Here is a 17,418-nt window from a genome sequence, read left to right as displayed (position 1 = left end):
ACTCATAAGGTATAAAAAAGCATGAAGATTAAATTGAAAGATTGCTATTGTAATTTATTTCAATAAATGGTATTATAAATATATTAGTGAAAATGAAAGGAGTGATGTAATATGAAAAAATTAGGTGTTATTTTTGTTGGGACTAATTTTAATAATTACTACTCCAAGAATGGTATTGCTTATTTAACATAGTTTAAAAGTTAGATAGTATTTTGCTGTATTGTTAACATGTTTATTTAAAACCTTGGAGTAGTTATAGACTAATTCAGGGTATTTTTATACCCAAAATTAAGGGAGGAAATAAACGTTGATTAATAATTTTACAGAACTATATAATTATGGATTAAAGGATAAAGTAATTGAGGAGCTAAATAATAATTATAAAATTTATTATTTAGGCAGAGTAATAATTGAGCAAAAAGCATTATATAAGGTGGTTACAGAAAAAGGAGAGATTAATAGCAGAATCTCAGGAAAATTAAACTTTGAAGGACATCATAGAAGTAATTATCCTGCAGTGGGAGATTGGGTAGTTTTAGATAGAGAAGACTATGGAGCTGGAGAAGCTATCATCCATGGAATTATTTCAAGGACTAGCAAATTAGCTAGAAAAGCTGTTGGTGTGAAAAGTGATGAACAGATTATAGCGGCTAATATTGATAAGGTATTTATATGTATGGCCCTAAATGGGGATTTTAACCTTAGAAGATTAGAAAGATATACAACTATTGTGTGGGATAGTGGTGCTACTCCAGTGATTGTGTTAACTAAGTCTGATTTATGTGAGGATTTAGAAATGAGAGTTACTGAAGTGAAAAATATTTCTGTTGGCATAGAAGTATTTACTATAAGTTCTCTAACTGGAAATGGGATTAATAATATTATAAATTATATAAAACCAGGAGAAACTGTAGCATTTATTGGTTCTTCTGGAGTAGGTAAATCTACGTTAGTAAACGCGCTTTTAGGGTATAATAGACAAGGTACCAAAGAGGTTAGGGAAAGTGATAGTAAGGGTAGGCACACCACAACTTACCGAGAACTAATACTAATACCTTCAGGAGGAGTTATCATTGATACCCCAGGTATGAGAGAACTTCAACTTCTAAATAATATAGAAGGTGTAGAGGATTCCTTTAAAGATATAAGTAATATTGCTAGGGGATGTAAGTTTTATGATTGTAGTCATAAATCTGAACCGGGATGTGCGGTTAAAAAGGCTATAGAAGAAGGTGTAATTACAGAAGATAGATTAGAAAGCTATTTTAAATTAAAGAAAGAAGCAGAATTTATGGAGAGGAAAGTAAATAAAGCACTGGCAAGGGAATATAAAAAGCACTGGGGTAAAATTCATAAAGAGGCAAAAAGAAAAGGAAACAAATAAGTAAAGTAATTATTAATATTTTAAACTTAAATCAGGCTACTATGGGAATATTAGCTTGATTTTTTTTAAAAAATATGTTCAATTGTGCATATAAATTTTAAAAGAGAGTATATTTATGTATTAATAAAATTCAAAAGGAGGGTAGAGAAGTATGACTGTTAGTAAAAAAATAAAAACTATAATATTTGGCATATTTATTATGGTATTAATTATATTGGGGGTATTAATCTTAAAGGATAATAGGTTTTCGCCAATTGGACAACTTACCTATGAAGAAAAATTACAGGATAGTAAATATCTTATAGAAGTATTAACTAGCATCTATCCTTACTTTGAAGAGGATAAAGAAATAACCCATAAGGATTTTTATAACAGTAAAAATAACCTAATTTATAAGATAAGCAAAACAAAGAGTGATGAAGAGTTTTTAAGGAATATACATGAAATTCTAGGTGATTTATATACTGGGCATGGTGAAGTAGCAGCTTTAAACAATATTATGGGAGAGAACTACTATAAAGATACGAAATTTGTGCCAATTACTACAATGGAATACGAAGATTTATATAGAAAATTAGATTATTGGAAGAAACTTTATAAAGATAAATATGGATTTAAAGAAGTAATAAAATTGAATTCAATGAACGAAACAAATATAGAGATTATAAATAAGAATAGTAACTGCTTTATAAATCCAGTTGAGGGTAAAAATGCTGTATTATTGAATTTTAGTGTTGTGAATCCCAATGAAGAAAAGTGGAGATATGAGTTTAGAGAAAATATGGACATGCTTAATAAATATGATTCCATGATTTTAGATTTCAGGGGGAATAATTCTGTAGATGGGCTGCAAGAGATACTAAATTTTATTGTTGGAAGGGAGGTGAAATATACTTCTTATAAGGTGTTTGCAAAAAATAACTATAATGAAAACTATTTATCATTTAAAAGTGATGATGAGTTTGAAAACTATAAAAATCTATTTCAAAAATACCCGGAAGAAATAAAAAATAAATATACAGAAGATAAGTTTAATGTTTATGAATCCTGGAAAAAACAAGAATATAATAAAGAAAAATACAATGGTAAAGTTATAGTTTTGATTGATAGTGAGGAAGTTTCTCCAGAAACTATGATGTTCCTTGATTTTATCAAAGAAAATAACCTGGGGAAAATAATAGGAGTCAAGAATATAACTTGTAAAACTAGCACTTACGATGATTTATTTCTATTTATTTTGCCTAGGAGTAAACTGCCTATTCTAGTAAGTAATAGTAAATTAGTGGATGGTTCAGGACAGTCCTTTACCGTAAAAAGTATAAAACCAGATATAGTAATAGACTTTAGTAAGGAGAAAGAGTTTAAAATCCAAGAGAGTATAGCTGGAGATATAGGTAAATATACTAGCAGGGATATACTTTTTAATAAATATATAGATTATATAGAAAAAAATTAATATTTACTTTGGGAAAACAACTTCAGGTTTATTAAAAACTTATGTAGCAATATATAAATATTATACTAGAGTCATAAGAACAAATTTTATTAAGTCTTTTGTGAATATATTTTAATAACTAAATAATCATAAAATATGAAAATAGCAGGGGTTACCTGCTATTTTTTTTACCATGGGTAGTTTTATTATTTGATGAAGCAGTAGACTTTTTTGAAACTTGGCTACTAGGAGTGGTTTTACTAAACTTCTTTTCTTTATTTTTTATGCTACCACTAGATTTTGACTGAACAGGTGGTATTAAAGCACGTTTGTCATAACCAATTAAATCTTCTCTATGAGCCTTTATCAGGGCATCTTTAACTAAGCTATGATTGTCAGGATTTTTAAATTGCATTAAAGCCCTCTGCATATTTTTTTCTCGTTGATTTGTTGGAACATAAACCTTTTCCTTTGTAAGTGGGTTTATTCCAGTATAATAAATAGCAGTAGAAAGGCTTCCAGGAGTAGGATAAAAATCCTGAACTTGTTCTGGCATATAGCCCATTGTATTTATATACTCAGCTAATTCAACCGCTGCCTTCATAGTACTACCAGGATGGCTTGACATAAGGTAAGGCACAACAAATTGATTTTTATTTAATTTTTTATTTATATCTGAGTATTTATTCTTAAATTTTTCATAGACCTCTTTTGAAGGTTTACCCATTTGAGTTAAAACTTTATCGCTTATATGCTCAGGAGCAACTTTTAGTTGTCCGCTAATATGATGTTCACAAAGTTCTTCAAAAAACTTTGTATTTTTATCATGAATTAAATAATCATATCTAATACCTGAACGAATAAAAACTTTTTTTACTTTGGGCAAAGTACGAACCTTCCTAAGAAGGGACAAATATTCAGTGTGGTCTACTATTAAATTCTTACATGGAGTAGGGAACATGCATTGTCTGTCTTTGCAAACACCATGTTTTTCTTGCTTCTTGCAAGCCCTATGTCTAAAGTTTGCAGTGGGACCTCCTATATCATGAATGTAACCCTTGAAATCTTTATCATCAGTAAGTAATTTAGCCTCATCTATGATAGAATTCTGACTTCTATTTTGTATTACTCTACCTTGATGATAGGTAAGAGCACAGAAGGAACAACTTCCAAAACACCCTCTATGACTAGTAATTGAAAACTTCACTTCATTTAATGCAGGAATACCACCCATTGGTTCATAGGAAGGGTGATAAGTTCTGGTATAAGATAAATTATATACTCTATCCATTTCCTCGGTGGTAAGTGGGAGTTGAGGAGGATTTTGAACAACGAACCTATTGTCATAAGGCTCTATTAAAAGTTTTCCTCTTATAGCATCCTGCTCCTGAGAGGCAAGCTTATAGCTTTCAGCGTAAGCTTTTTTATCGGAAATTATAGAATCAAAGCTGGGTAGAGTTACATAATCCTTTAGCATTGATATGTCCTTTGAAACATAGGAAGTACCCCTAACTGAGGTTATTCTTGAAATATCCATACCATAGCTTAAGAGATTAGCTACTTCTATAATTGGCCTTTCACCCATGCCATATATTAGTAAGTCAGCTTTAGAATCTAAAAGTATACTTTTTCTAATTTTGTCATCCCAATAATCATAATGAGCAAAACGTCTTAAGCTAGCCTCAATTCCACCAAGGATAATTGGTACATCCTTATAAGCTTCTTTAGCTCTATTAGAATAAACAGTTACAGCTCTATTTGGTCTAAAACCTGATTTTCCGCCGGGAGAATACAAGTCATCTCTTCTTTTTTTCTTAGCTGCAGTATAATGATTAACCATGGAATCTATGTTTCCAGAACTTATTAAAAAACCATATTTAGGTTTACCTAGTTTTTTAAAGTCCTCTGTATTTTCCCATTTTGGTTGGGCGATAATGCCTACAGAAAAACCTTCACTTTCTAGTAATCTTCCAATAATAGATGTACCAAAGGAGGGATGATCTATGTAAGCATCTCCAGTTATAAGAATAAAATCAAGCTGATTAATTCCAAGTTTCTTCATATCTTCTTTGCTTGTTGGTAAAAAGTTATTATTTAAATTCATTTAAACACCTCCTGTAGGAGAAAAAATATTTATTTTAAAATCAAAACATATGATAAACTTTTAAAAAATTATTATAATACATTCCCAAGTAAATTAACTTTATTGCTTTTGGGCAATATAACTATCTTAACATAATACTGATAAAATATGAACATGAATATAATAGAAAATCAAATATATTAAAGTAAAAGTGAAATTTAAAGGATTTATTAGATAAACTTCATAGTTCTGTGAAAATTCAATATAATATGGTCTAGTGAATAAATTTGAACTTTTTTTAAATAATATAGTTACAAAATGGTTTTTTTCTAATATAATGATTATATAAATATAATGGACATTATGTGTCTAATAAGAAGTTCTAAGTATAAAAAACGATTTAAAGTTTAGGTGGTGAGTTTTAATGGATGGTGGCCCTCCAATGAGAGAGTCGAAAAAGTTTTTAAAATTTAATATAGGTGGAGGAAAGCTACTAAACATTAAAGCTTTTATATATTAGTTTTGTAGTTCTTCCTTCATATAAGAGGAGGAATAACAATGGAGAGACTAAGAGAATTTCACTTAAGTAACCTTTTGAACAAATATGTTTATGATGAGTTTGAGGACTGCATCGGAAAGCTTCAAGACATATATGTAACTACAGAGGGTGGATATCCAAGGGCCATTGGATATCAAATAAGAAAAGGAAGAGATATATATAATTTTGAGTTTCGTGATATTGATGTATATAAACATAATGGAAATCATTTAATTAAAGTTAGACAAGTAAAAGATATAATTCCTAGAAAATATTCTTATCTCTTATCAAAAAACCTATTGAATAAGCAAATTGTGGATATTAACGGTAAAAAAATTGTTAAAGTAACGGACTTAAAGCTTGTTAAATGCAATGATGAAATCAAAGTTGTTGAGGTAGAGTCAGGGGTCCTAGCTACTGCAAGAAAGTTAGGCTTTGAGAATGGAGTAAAAAGATTATACAGCTTGTTTGGCAAAGATCCAAAGGAAAATGTTGTTACTTGGGAAAGCGTACAGTCCCTTGAAATGACAGAGCATAGTTTACAACTCACAACTCCATATAATAAATTGAGCCAGCTTCATCCAGCAGATATAGCAGAAATTATTGCTGATCTTTCCCCAGAGGATAGGGTAAAAGTAATTGAAGGTCTTGATAATGATTTAGCTGCAGACACATTAGAGGAATTGGATAAGGAGATACAACAAGAAATCTTAACCTTGTTAAGTGAAAGCAAAGCTAGAGAAATTTTAGACCTTGTACCAAATGATGAAATAGCTGATATTTTAGATGAATTAGATGAGGAAATAGCAAATAAAGTACTAATAAATATTAATGATGAAGATGAAAATGAAATCAGAGACTTAATGAAATATGAGGATGAAGTAGTAGGTAGTATTATGAATCCCGACTTTATTTCCTTTAATATTGATATAACCGTGGCTGAAACAATGAATATTTTGAGGGAATTAAAGCCAGAAGATGAGGTTTCCCATTATATTTATATTATAGATAAGGATGAAAAATTACAAGGATTTGTGTCTCTAAGGGATTTGATTTTATCTGAACCTGATAGCAAGCTAAAATCAATTATGAATACTAAGGTCTTCAAAGTTAGGGATACTGATGAAATTGAGAAGGCTATTGGGTTAGCTGTAAAATATGACCTTTATTCTTTGCCAGTGGTAGATGAAGAAGAGAAGGTTTGTGGAGTAGCAGTAATGAATGATATTATAGATGAGTTGTTATCACCTAGTTGGAAGAGGAAAATCAGAAGGTCAAGTTAAAAAAGGATTATCCGTAAATTTAATATTTCATATAAAAAGCGTAGTGCTTAGCACTACGCTTTTAAATTATTCTTCAGTTACGTATTTAAGTATTAAATCAACAGTAGCTAAAACTGAATCCATATGAGTTCTTTCATATCCATGGGATGCAAATATTCCAGCTCCTATTAGAGCAGTTTTAATGTCATAACCAGCTCTTAATGCGGCAGAAGCATCTGAACCATAGAAAGGATATATATCTACTCTATAATCAATGTTGTGTTTTTTACAAAGGTTTGTTAATCTAACTCTTAAGTCCAAATCATAAGGACCAGAAGAATCTTTAGCTGCTATACAACAAGCGTATTCAGTAGAATTTTGATCAAGACCTGGGCAACCCATATCTACTGCTATAAATTCTTTTGTTTTTTCTGGAATGGATGCACAAGCACCATGTCCAACTTCCTCATAGTTGCTAATGAACACATTAATTGTATTAGGAAGCTCTATTTTATTCTCCACAATGTACTTTAATGTGTAAAGTAATATTCCAACACTTGCTTTATCATCTAAGTGTCTAGACTTTACATATCCACTCTCCGTGAATCTTGTTCTTGTATCAAAGCAAATGAAGTCACCAACGTTAATTCCTAAATTAGTTACATCTTCTTTTGAAAATACTTTTTCATCAAGAACAACTTCGTAGTTCTCAGGTACTCTTTTAAGGTCTCTAGCATCTCCACCACTAATATGAACTGATGGTTTTACTGTTTGAATTGTTCCTTCAAAAGTTTTTCCTTCTGCAGTTTCAATAGTAATATTTTCACCTTCCACAGAAGTCATCATAAATCCACCAAGTTGAGTTAAGGATAATCTACCGTTCCCTTTAATTCCTGTAACCATAGCTCCTAGGGTATCAACATGAGCTGAAAGAGTTTTTTGGTAATCCTCATTTTTACCTTTAATTGTAGCAATTACTGCTCCCTTGTTTGTAGTAATATAGGAAATGTTTAATTTATCAAGCTCTTTTCTTATATAATCCATTATTCTAACAGTATAGCCTGTTGGACTTGGGATGGTTAGTATATTTTGTAGGTACTCTTTAATTTGACTTGAATTATAGTTCATAAAAACACCTCTTTTGATTATTTTAAAATAAAAAATATTTTAAATATTATATATTGATATTATGGTATCACAATTTTGCCAAAAGGAGTAGAGTAATTTTATAATTTAATAGAATTCCTTTTCATATACTTATTACTATGGAGGGGATTGGGTTGAAGAAAAAATGGTTATTATGGGGTGTAACAGCACTAATTATATTTATAATTTATTCACTCACTATAATGTATTTAAGAGTTAAAAAATATGAAAATTTAATATACCCAGGAGTGTATGTAAATAATATTAGTATAGGTGGATTAAATAAAATAGAAGCAAAGAAAAAGTTGTTAGAGAATTCAACTAAAAATATAGAAAATAATAAAGTTGTTATTAAGGTTGATGATTTAATATATGAGACAAATTATAAGGAGTTTAACATTAACTATGATATTGAGAGTGAAATAAATAGTGCCTTTAGTTATGGTAAAAACCTGAATTTTTTTAGAAAACACAAGCTAATCAAATGGCCTGAAAGTATTATGCTACAAATTAAGTTGAAGGTTGATGAAGTTGCATTTAACAAAGCAATAGAAAAATTGAGGAAAAAAGTAGAGAAAAAATCAGTAGATGCTAAAGTGCAAAAAATAGATGAAGAGTTTAAAATAACTCCAGAAGTCATAGGAAGAAATTTGAATACCTATGGAATCATGAAGGAGCTAATTGTACAAATAAATAAGAATACACAAGAAACAATTATGGTTGAAGGGGTTATAGAGGAGGACATTCCTAAAATAAGAGAGAGAGAATTGAAAGCTATAGATACTAAGATTAGTTCCTTTAGCACTTCTTTTTATAATTCCTCAAAATCAAGAGTTAATAACATAAAGATAGCAACAGAAACAATAAATGGCACTCTCCTAATGCCTGGAGATACCTTTAGCTTTAATAAAATTGTAGGTAAAACTACTGTTGATAAGGGGTATGAAAGCGCAAAAGTCATTCTTGGAAATGATTTTGCAGAGGACATAGGAGGTGGGATTTGTCAGGTATCAACAACTTTGTATAACACTGTTATAAGAAGTGAACTTACTGTAGTTGAAAGAAAAAATCACAGTCTGCCTATTGCTTATGTACCTTTAGGTCAAGATGCAATGATATATTATGGATATTCAGACTTGAGATTTATGAATGATACAGATTTTCCCGTTTATATTGAAGGTGTTGTAAATAACTCAGTGGTGAGTTTTAATTTTTATTCCAATGTGGATTTAACAGGGAATTTGTATAACATAGAAAGCAAAATTATCAAAACTATAGAGCCTAAAATAAATATAACACATGATGAAAGTTTGACTAATGGTGAAATGATTGTAGAAAAAGAAGGTAAAGCGTCCTATGTAGTAGAGGTATATAGAACTACTTATGTTGGAGGTAAGATGTTAAAAAAAGAGCTCGTATCAACTAGTAAGTATAAGGGCAGAGATAAACTCGTGAGAATGGGGAATTAAGAAAATAGTTTTAAGCTTAAAAACAAACTCCTGGCAAAATTGCTTGTCGGCAGTTTGTTTTTTATGCTAATTGGGAGAATTAGCATGTGAAAATTTTAGAAAAATTAAAAGGATTATAAGGAAATAATTACAATTGTTAGAAATTATGGTATGATTATTTCAGGGGAAATGTGATAATGCTAATATATGTTTTTACTAATATTAAGTTAATTGTATACATTTCAAGTTTTTTAAAATTATGAATCAAAAGTTAAAGATTTAGATTTATAAGAGAGAATATTGAAGGGATGGGGTTTCAATGAATAATAACTTAGAACTAGTAGAGAGAATAGTTAACAATGTGGAAAAGGTTATTATAGGAAAAAGAAGTGAAATTTATAATATTATGAAGGGGTTAATAGCTGATGGTCATATTTTAATTGAAGATGTGCCAGGGGTTGGTAAAACTACTTTAATTAAAGCTATAACTAAAAGTTTAAATCTCACCTTTAGTAGGGTACAGTTTACGCCAGATTTGCTGCCATCGGACATTATTGGGGTATCTATATATAATGCTAAAAGTGGTGAGTTTGAGTTCAGAAAAGGACCTATTTTTGCTAATATAATATTAGCAGATGAAATTAACAGAACTTCACCTAAAACACAATCAGCCCTTTTAGAGGTTATGGAGGAAAAACAAGTTTCAGAAGGCGTAAATACTTATGTTCTCAATAGACCTTTTATTGTAATGGCTACACAAAATCCTATAGAATATGAGGGGACATTTCCTCTACCAGAAGCACAACTAGATAGATTTATGATAAAAGTGAAAATTGGTTACCCAAGTGAAACTGATGAAGTATCAATTTTGAATATTTATAAAGAAGAAGAACCATTAGACACACTTACAGCGGTGGCTTCAAGTGAGGATATAATAGAGTTACAGAAAGCAGTAAGAAAAGTTCACATTAACAATGATTTAAATAAGTATATTATTAGTATAATTAATGCAACGAGACACAATAAGAGTTTAGCTCTTGGAGGAAGTACTAGAGCATCTCTAGCATTACAAAGAATCTCTCAAGCTACAGCACTTATAAAAGGGAGAGATTATGTTATTCCTGAAGACATTAAAGAAAACGTAAAACTAGTTTTAAGTCATAGAATTATACCAACATCTAGTGCAAGAGCTAATAGGAATGATAGTGATGCTATTATTTCAGAAGTTCTTCGTACAATACCTGTTCCAAAGGTGATGAAACATGATTAAGATTAAAAAAACCTTTGTTCTAACAACGGTGATAGCCTTAGGTTTTGCTAAAATATCAGGAGGAAACTTACCTTATGCTGTATTTTATTCTTTGTTTCTTGTGTTATTTTTAGGAGTACTATATGTTTACTTTACAAGTAAACATATAAATTCAGAAATAAAATGTAAGGGACATGAATTTAGTGTAGGGGATACTCAAGATATAAGTCTCAAGATAAGTAATGATTCAATAATTCCAGTAGCATACATAGAAGTAGTCAATGATACCTTTGAGGATTTGTTGAGGAAATATCATGGGGATGCTTTTTTTCTTAATCTTAATAGTAGTAAGTTCTTAAAAAAGGATGTAGTATTCAGAAAAAGAGGAATATATGATTTTGGAATTACTACTATAAAAACAAGTGATATTTTTGGAGTTTTTAATCATACGAAAAAATATAAGAATAATGCAGGAATTAAAGTTTATCCAAGAATATATCAGCTAAAGGCTTTGTTTTTAGGAGGAAGTGAAAAGCTAGAAAATAGGCTTAGTAATGAGAGTAAAGTTGAAGATTTAACCTTGATAAAAGATATTAGAGAGTATAGAATCGGGGATAGTTTAAAAAGAGTTCACTGGAAACTTAGTGCGAAACATGGGGATTTATATGTGAAAAATTACGATTACGTTTCAGGAATCCAATGTAATTTGTTTTTAGATATGAGAAGAGATAGCTTCTACTTTGATAAGGATGGCACTAAAGAAGAACTATTAGTAGATTTTTCCGTATCTTTATTAAATAAAATGATATCTGAAGGTGTTAGATCCAAGGTGTTTATTTGTGGAAATGACTATAAAAAATTTGATATTGACACTAAAGAACAATTTAGTGGATTAATGGAATTCCTACTAACTCACAAAAGTGAAGGTCAAGGAAGTTTTATCGATTTTATCCATGGAAACTTGAACAATGTGAACAGGAGAAGTTATATTGCTATAGTTACTCCAGATATAACGGATGAAAATAAAAATGAGTTTATTGATTTGAAAAGCAAAGGATATGATATTAATCTTTTTTACTATAGCCAAGCTTTAGGCATAATTGAGGATATTAATGTGTTAGTTGCAGCAGGTGTTAAGTGCTATAGTATCTTAGAGTTAATAAATGGGAATAGCTCTCAATAATCGTAAAAGAAATTAGGTGAGATTATGGATAGACTTAAGGAAAAAATGATTTCCGTATTTATTGTATTAATAAACTTCATAGTATTTTTAAAATTACTTAAAGAAAGCTTCAGAATTGAAGATTTCGATTATGTTATTGTTACCTTGCTTGTAATGTTCGGTATACTAATTTATTTATTCTATACCTTTATTTTGGATGAAAAGATTTACAAATTAGTTTTTACAGTTGTGGTACTAGCTATAATTTCAATTTTATTGTACAAATACAGAGATTTTATATCGGTATATGTTATAAAAGATTTTATTAATAATATTTTAGATATTAATGCTGCCTTGCTAAGGGATAAACCTACCTATTTTTATCAGTATAAGAAAATATTTTTTGTTTTAATTCCGGCACTTGTTTCTCTATTAATAGTTTTGAATAACTTTTGGAGAAATAGTATTATTGTGTTCAATTTGTTAGTTATGGTTTCATTTTGGTACACAATTTTATACACAGCAGTTATAAAAAATATTTATTACTTTCTAGGAGTATCTTTAGCTACCTTCGCTTTGACTTCCTTCCTAAGAAAATTAAAGGAGTTTGAGAGTAAGGAAATTAAAGTTAGTCTGAGTATGAGGCACATTTTTGTTTATTCTATTGTTATTACGCTAGTTATTGTTAGAGTAACATCAATTCTTCCTCAGGACTATAGTGGTAGAAACATTAAAGAACTTACTGATTCATTTCAAAATAAGTTTGCGCCTAAACGAGGAATAGGTAACCTGAAAAATGCGCTTTTAGGTGAATTTGATTTAAATCAATCTGGTTACAATGATACAGAGGTAAAGTTAGGTGGGCCAATAACATTGGACAGAAAAGAAGTATTTAAAGTGAAAAGTGATAGACCTTATTACCTTAAAGGTACAGTTAAGGATTACTATTCTAAAAATTATTGGTTAAACACTGGAGAAGCACCTTTACCTAAGTATGAGGATTATGACTTTGAAAGGTCTGGTCTCAAAGCTATTGGAGAAGGTGAATCAAATGGGGTTATTAGTGCTTCAGCTAAAGAAATAGAAATATTTCCTACAAGTAACTTAAACTCAACTTCTTTCTTTATTCCTAATAACGGATTTGATGTAATAAGTGATTACAAAGGTGTTTTTTATACTAAAGTACCTACTTTTATCAATGATGTGGACATTAGAAATCCATATATGGTTAAGTTTTTTAGCTACAAGGAATATGAAAATTATGTTGAGGGTATTCAAAATCGACCTTCATCAGTTTCTATAAAGGAAGAAAATTATAAGTTACCAATTAGAGAAGAAAGCGAACCTTACCTAAATTATGAAAAAAGAATTGATTCAATAGAATTAAATAACTATGACAAAAGTCAGTTAAGTAATATTTTAGATAACTATGAAAGTTATCTACAACTAGATACAGGAATTTCTTCTCAAGTGTATGATTTATTAAATAAGATTTTAACTGGTACTGGAAAGGATATAAACAAGTTAACTAATTACGAAAAAGCTTTAGCTATAAGAAACTATCTCACAAAAAATTATCCATATACTCTACAGGTATCAGAAATGCCAGAAGATAAAGATTTTGTTTCATACTTCTTGCTTGAAGAGAAAAAAGGATATTGTACTTATTTTGCTTCAGCAACTACCATATTGTGTAGAATTGCAGGAATTCCAGCAAGATACGTTCAGGGATTCAAAACTCCAGATAAGATGGACAGTGAAGGTAAGTATATTGTAACAAATGCAGAGGCACATGCCTGGTGTGAAATTTTAATAAATCCAGAGAAGGATTTATGGATTGTGGTAGACCCATCTCCGACACCTACGGAATTCGAGGCTTTGAATAACACAAATAGTAATGACGAGGAAAAAACACCTTCAAATAATAATAACAATAATGGTAACAAAGAAAAACCAAATAAGAGAAATCCCATGGAAGAAGAATTTGGAGATGATACCTCAGTTAGTTTATTATATAATCTTGATTACAAATTATTTTCTGGAGTAGCCATACCTACAACAATCTTATTATATGTATTGTATAGGGTATTAAGTTTTAGAAAAGGGGTAAAAAATATATTGGCATCCTCAAGTATAATTCCACTTTACGAATACTATATGGATAGATTGGAAACTGCTGGGGTTGTAAAACCAGATAGTTTAGGGGATTTGGAATTTATCAATAGTCTTAAAGACTTAGAACTTAAAGAAAGGGTATTAACTCTAGTAAAGCTATCCTATGAAGAGTTCTATGGAGGTATTGTTAGAAATACAGTAGAAAAAAACAGCCATATTGAATTTATTGAGGATTATTTAAAAGCTAAAGATAAAAGGATAGTATATTATATGAAGAAATATTTTGGTTTTAACTAAGGAGGAAAATATGAGTTATAAATTAGTTTGTATAGATATGGATGGGACTTTACTTGACTCTAAGAAGAATGTAAGCCAAAGAAACCTTGAAGCTATTGAAAAAAGTCATAAGTTAGGAGTTAAGATTGCAATTTGTACTGGGAGAATCTTTACTTCTGCTAAATATTATGGAGAGATAATAGGGGTTAAAGCTCCTATTATTGCTTCTAATGGTGCTTACATTCGTGAAAAAGATAGAGATGAAGTTATATATAAGTCTGTTTTAGGTTATGAAAATTGTAAGATAATATTTTCGGTATTTAAGAAATATGGCATCGTGCCTCATTTCTTTACCTCTGATAGTATATATACAGAAAAGCTAATATACTTTTCTGCATATTACAATGAGGAAAACAAAAAGTTAGAAAAGGAAAATCAGGTTGCTATAAAAATTACAGACCAATGGGAAAAGGTGTTCCAAGATAATGAATTAGAAATTATAAAAGCTGTAGCAGTTGACGATGATTTGCATAAAGTAGCTCAAGCCAAGAGGGAGTTAAGAAAAATTAGCTCAGTAGAAGTAGTGAGCTCTCACAACAATAATTTTGAAGTTATGTGTAGGGATACATCTAAGGGGAGAGGTGTGGAAATATTATCAGAGTTTTATGGTTTTTCTCCAGAGGAAATTATATGTATTGGTGATAATGAAAATGATTTATCAATGATAAAGTTTGCAGGATTAGGAGTAGCTATGGGAAATAGCAATGATGAAATAAAAAAGGCTGCAGATTATGTAACAAGTACAAATGATGAAGATGGAGTAGCTGAGGTTCTTGAGAATTACATAATAAATTATCATAGTATTTAAGTTTTTGTAATACTTATATAAAGAATTATCTAATTAATAGTAGGCTCGATAGGGGTATGAATTTAATACTAACTTTACTAAATACATTAATTAGAGTATTATAATCCTAAACGATAATTCTTTAGGAGGTAGCACTATGAATTTAAATATAGTATTATTTCAACCGGAAATTCCACAGAATACTGGAAACATTGGTAGAACATGCGTACTAACAGATTGCAAATTACATTTAATTAAACCCTTAGGATTTAGTTTAGATGAAAAGGAAATAAAACGTGCAGGATTAGATTATTGGCCTCATCTTCAATTGGAAATTCATGAATCTTATGAGGATTTAAGAGAAAAATATAAAAATAGTACTTTTTATTTTTGTAGCACGAAGGGAGAAAAGTACTATCATGAAGCAGCATTCAAGGAAGGAGATTTCTTAGTTTTTGGAAGAGAGTCTAAGGGGTTGCCTGATTATATTAGAAATGAAAATATTGAAACTCTAATAAAAGTTCCTATGATTAATACTACTTCAAGATCCTTAAATCTTTCTAATACAGTAGCTCTAATAGCATATGAAGCCCTTAGGCAGATAGATTTTCCAAATATGAAGTAAAGGTGGAGGATTAATGAAAAAAATTAAAATTATTACTGATAGTACCTGTGATTTGCCTAGACAGTTAGTTGAAGAAAAAAATATTGAGGTAATTCCTCTATCGGTTACAATAGATAATTCCACTTACCTAGATGGTGTTGATATAACTCTGGAAGAATTTTTAGAGAAAATGGAAAAGTCTAGTGAACCACCAAAAACAAGTCAAATAACTCCAGGAAAATTTTTAGAAATCTATAATAAATACATTGAAGAAGGATACACTATAATTTCTATACACTTATCCTCTAAAATGAGTGGAACTTTTCAGTCAGCTCTTATTGCAAAAGGGATGCTAGCTAGTGAAAAAATTCATGTTATAGATTCACAAAATGTAACTTGTGGTCTTGGTATGTTAGTCTTAAAAGGCTGTAAGTTAATGGAGGAAAACTATAGCCCGGAAGAGATATGTAAAGAATTAGAAAATACGATCCCTAGAATTAAAAGTACTCTGAACTTTGAATCATTAGATAACTTAGTTAAGGGGGGGAGGCTTTCTAAAGCTCAAGGAGTTATAGGTGGGTTATTAGGTATTAAACTTAATTTAGCTGTAGAACATGGCGAAATGACCGTAAAAGATAAGGTTAGAGGAAGTAAAAAGGCTTTAAGATGTATACTCGAATATTTGGAAAACACAGGAATTTCAGAGGAAATAAGCCCCTTAGTTTTGAATGCTGCTGCAGATAAAGAGAATATGGAAGTGTTGCAAGGGATTAAAAACTATTTAAGTGAAAAAGAAATTAAATATGTGGAAGCAGAAGTAGGATGTGTAGTAGGTACACATTCAGGTAGAAATGCTTGTGGAATATTTTTCCTTCAAAACCCATAAGATTTGGTGCTGTGAAATTATTATATATTATTATGTGTAAGTATATTAAATTAAAAAGCTTCTTAGTATATAAGAACCTCTTTTATACTAAGAAGCTAAATTATTTTTTGCAAATAAGGAATAAAAAGTATATAACAATTTAAAACTATTAAGGTATAAAATTTAATAGATAAATGCCCTAGATTCTATATAATTATATTTAAATTGTTTAGAAATATTTTAAATTATGTTATTATTTTTCAAATAATATTAAAGGATTGATATTTTTATAACAACTATAGAGAAATCAAATAGAAAAAATTAAAAATTATGTAGAAATTTAAATTAGAATACTGTATACTTACGTTGTAAGTTAATTGAATATTCTAATGGATGATATTTTCGGGAGATAATCTGTTGCCAAATATGCAAAAGATAGCCGAAGAAGCAAGTGATTATTTAGCCAAATAATCACGAAACTCTCAGGCAAAAGGACCGCAAATGGACATAACTCTGGAAAGCGAAAGCACCGAAGGAGCAAAACTCTCAGGTTCAAATACAGGGCATATGGCAAAGGCAACTTTGGTCATATGTTTTTTTGTGCGTAAAAGGAGGTGTTTTTATGATAGAACCCTTATTCATAGTAACAAACAATCCAATGTCAGTAGAGAAATTTCATAATAAGTATGAAGTTATTTATTTGGATGGACCAGCTATGGAAGTATTAAAAAAAGTTAGAGATTTTATACATATGGGACATAAGCTGTTAACACATCCTCTAATGGGTAGTGTAAAACCTAATGAAACACCTTACAGAACTGTTTGCGTTTCTCAAGAAAAGTTACAACATTTAGACTTACAATCCCTGGAGTTCATAGAGAATTCCATAGTAACTACAGAAAAATTTTTAAAGGATTTTAGAACTCCTAATTGGAGTGAAAAAATATTATTAGATTTTCAACTAATAGATTCAGATCTAATAGACCATGCTATAAATTAAGGAG

At 29.9% G+C, this 17,418-nt stretch carries 13 protein-coding genes and 1 riboswitch; of the genes, 11 read left to right on the top strand and 2 right to left on the bottom strand.

The annotated features are described in order from the left end of the window. Positions 1-307: 307 nt before the first annotated feature. Together rsgA and B3040_RS15970 are read left to right on the top strand one after the other, a co-directional pair. Positions 308-1,384, top strand: a complete 1,077-nt coding sequence (gene rsgA, locus B3040_RS15975; protein ID WP_291575336.1) for a ribosome small subunit-dependent GTPase A — start codon at positions 308-310, stop codon at positions 1,382-1,384. 151 nt (positions 1,385-1,535) lie between these two features. After that, on the top strand, positions 1,536-2,840 hold the full coding sequence (locus tag B3040_RS15970) for a S41 family peptidase (RefSeq protein ID WP_291575334.1): 1,305 nt from the start codon (positions 1,536-1,538) through the stop codon (positions 2,838-2,840). A gap of 151 nt (positions 2,841-2,991) precedes the next feature. On the opposite strand, the gene B3040_RS15965 is transcribed toward B3040_RS15970, so the two are convergent. Then, positions 2,992-4,923 (bottom strand): YgiQ family radical SAM protein, encoded by a 1,932-nt coding sequence (locus tag B3040_RS15965; protein WP_291575332.1) that lies wholly within the window; start codon positions 4,921-4,923, stop codon positions 2,992-2,994. 537 nt (positions 4,924-5,460) lie between these two features. Here B3040_RS15965 and B3040_RS15960 point away from each other — a divergent pair. Further along, positions 5,461-6,723, top strand: a complete 1,263-nt coding sequence (locus B3040_RS15960) for a magnesium transporter (protein WP_291575330.1) — start codon at positions 5,461-5,463, stop codon at positions 6,721-6,723. A 66-nt stretch (positions 6,724-6,789) separates the two neighbouring features. On the opposite strand, the gene B3040_RS15955 is transcribed toward B3040_RS15960, so the two are convergent. Continuing rightward, on the bottom strand, positions 6,790-7,830 hold the full coding sequence (locus B3040_RS15955) for a M42 family metallopeptidase (RefSeq protein WP_291575328.1): 1,041 nt from the start codon (positions 7,828-7,830) through the stop codon (positions 6,790-6,792). A gap of 152 nt (positions 7,831-7,982) precedes the next feature. On the opposite strand from B3040_RS15955, the gene B3040_RS15950 reads away from it, so the two are divergent. From B3040_RS15950 to B3040_RS15915, 8 genes are all read left to right on the top strand, one after another. Then, complete coding sequence (locus B3040_RS15950; RefSeq protein WP_291575322.1) at positions 7,983-9,317, top strand: VanW family protein; 1,335 nt, start codon at positions 7,983-7,985, stop codon at positions 9,315-9,317. A 298-nt stretch (positions 9,318-9,615) separates the two neighbouring features. After that, entirely contained in the window at positions 9,616-10,566 is a 951-nt protein-coding gene (locus B3040_RS15945; RefSeq protein WP_291575320.1) for an AAA family ATPase, read from the top strand. Next, positions 10,559-11,728 (top strand): DUF58 domain-containing protein, encoded by a 1,170-nt coding sequence (locus tag B3040_RS15940; protein WP_291575318.1) that lies wholly within the window; start codon positions 10,559-10,561, stop codon positions 11,726-11,728. The genes B3040_RS15945 and B3040_RS15940 overlap by 8 nt, the downstream gene beginning before the upstream one ends. 24 nt (positions 11,729-11,752) lie before the next feature. Beyond that, positions 11,753-14,119, top strand: coding sequence for a transglutaminase-like domain-containing protein (locus B3040_RS15935; RefSeq protein ID WP_291575316.1), 2,367 nt, complete (start codon positions 11,753-11,755; stop codon positions 14,117-14,119). A gap of 10 nt (positions 14,120-14,129) precedes the next feature. After that, positions 14,130-14,966 carry a Cof-type HAD-IIB family hydrolase gene (locus B3040_RS15930; protein ID WP_291575314.1) on the top strand — a complete coding sequence of 279 codons (837 nt, stop codon included), beginning with the start codon at positions 14,130-14,132 and terminating at the stop codon, positions 14,964-14,966. Positions 14,967-15,102: 136 nt separating this feature from the next. Further along, positions 15,103-15,570 (top strand): tRNA (cytidine(34)-2'-O)-methyltransferase, encoded by a 468-nt coding sequence (locus tag B3040_RS15925; protein WP_291575308.1) that lies wholly within the window; start codon positions 15,103-15,105, stop codon positions 15,568-15,570. Positions 15,571-15,583: 13 nt separating this feature from the next. After that, the gene (locus tag B3040_RS15920; protein WP_291575306.1) at positions 15,584-16,435 is read left to right on the top strand and encodes a DegV family protein; all 852 of its coding nucleotides are present in this window, start codon (positions 15,584-15,586) and stop codon (positions 16,433-16,435) included. Between the two features lie 372 nt (positions 16,436-16,807). Next, positions 16,808-16,922, top strand: a riboswitch (glycine riboswitch). A gap of 114 nt (positions 16,923-17,036) precedes the next feature. Continuing rightward, complete coding sequence (locus B3040_RS15915) at positions 17,037-17,414, top strand: GrdX family protein (RefSeq protein ID WP_291575304.1); 378 nt, start codon at positions 17,037-17,039, stop codon at positions 17,412-17,414. Positions 17,415-17,418 lie beyond the last annotated feature (4 nt).

The organism is Clostridium sp. UBA4548 (assembly GCF_002387895.1).
Lineage (GTDB): Bacteria > Bacillota > Clostridia > Clostridiales > Clostridiaceae > Clostridium_J.
This window is presented reverse-complemented; position numbering and strand designations above follow the sequence as displayed.

Coding starts and splice junctions, on each gene's coding strand:
- B3040_RS15970 (WP_291575334.1), top strand. CDS start 1,536: ATGACTGTTAGTAAAAAAATAAAAACTATAATATTTGGCATATTTATT.
- B3040_RS15965 (WP_291575332.1), bottom strand. CDS start 4,923: ATGAATTTAAATAATAACTTTTTACCAACAAGCAAAGAAGATATGAAG.
- B3040_RS15960 (WP_291575330.1), top strand. CDS start 5,461: ATGGAGAGACTAAGAGAATTTCACTTAAGTAACCTTTTGAACAAATAT.
- B3040_RS15955 (WP_291575328.1), bottom strand. CDS start 7,830: ATGAACTATAATTCAAGTCAAATTAAAGAGTACCTACAAAATATACTA.
- B3040_RS15945 (WP_291575320.1), top strand. CDS start 9,616: ATGAATAATAACTTAGAACTAGTAGAGAGAATAGTTAACAATGTGGAA.
- B3040_RS15940 (WP_291575318.1), top strand. CDS start 10,559: ATGATTAAGATTAAAAAAACCTTTGTTCTAACAACGGTGATAGCCTTA.
- B3040_RS15935 (WP_291575316.1), top strand. CDS start 11,753: ATGGATAGACTTAAGGAAAAAATGATTTCCGTATTTATTGTATTAATA.
- B3040_RS15930 (WP_291575314.1), top strand. CDS start 14,130: ATGAGTTATAAATTAGTTTGTATAGATATGGATGGGACTTTACTTGAC.
- B3040_RS15925 (WP_291575308.1), top strand. CDS start 15,103: ATGAATTTAAATATAGTATTATTTCAACCGGAAATTCCACAGAATACT.
- B3040_RS15920 (WP_291575306.1), top strand. CDS start 15,584: ATGAAAAAAATTAAAATTATTACTGATAGTACCTGTGATTTGCCTAGA.
- B3040_RS15915 (WP_291575304.1), top strand. CDS start 17,037: ATGATAGAACCCTTATTCATAGTAACAAACAATCCAATGTCAGTAGAG.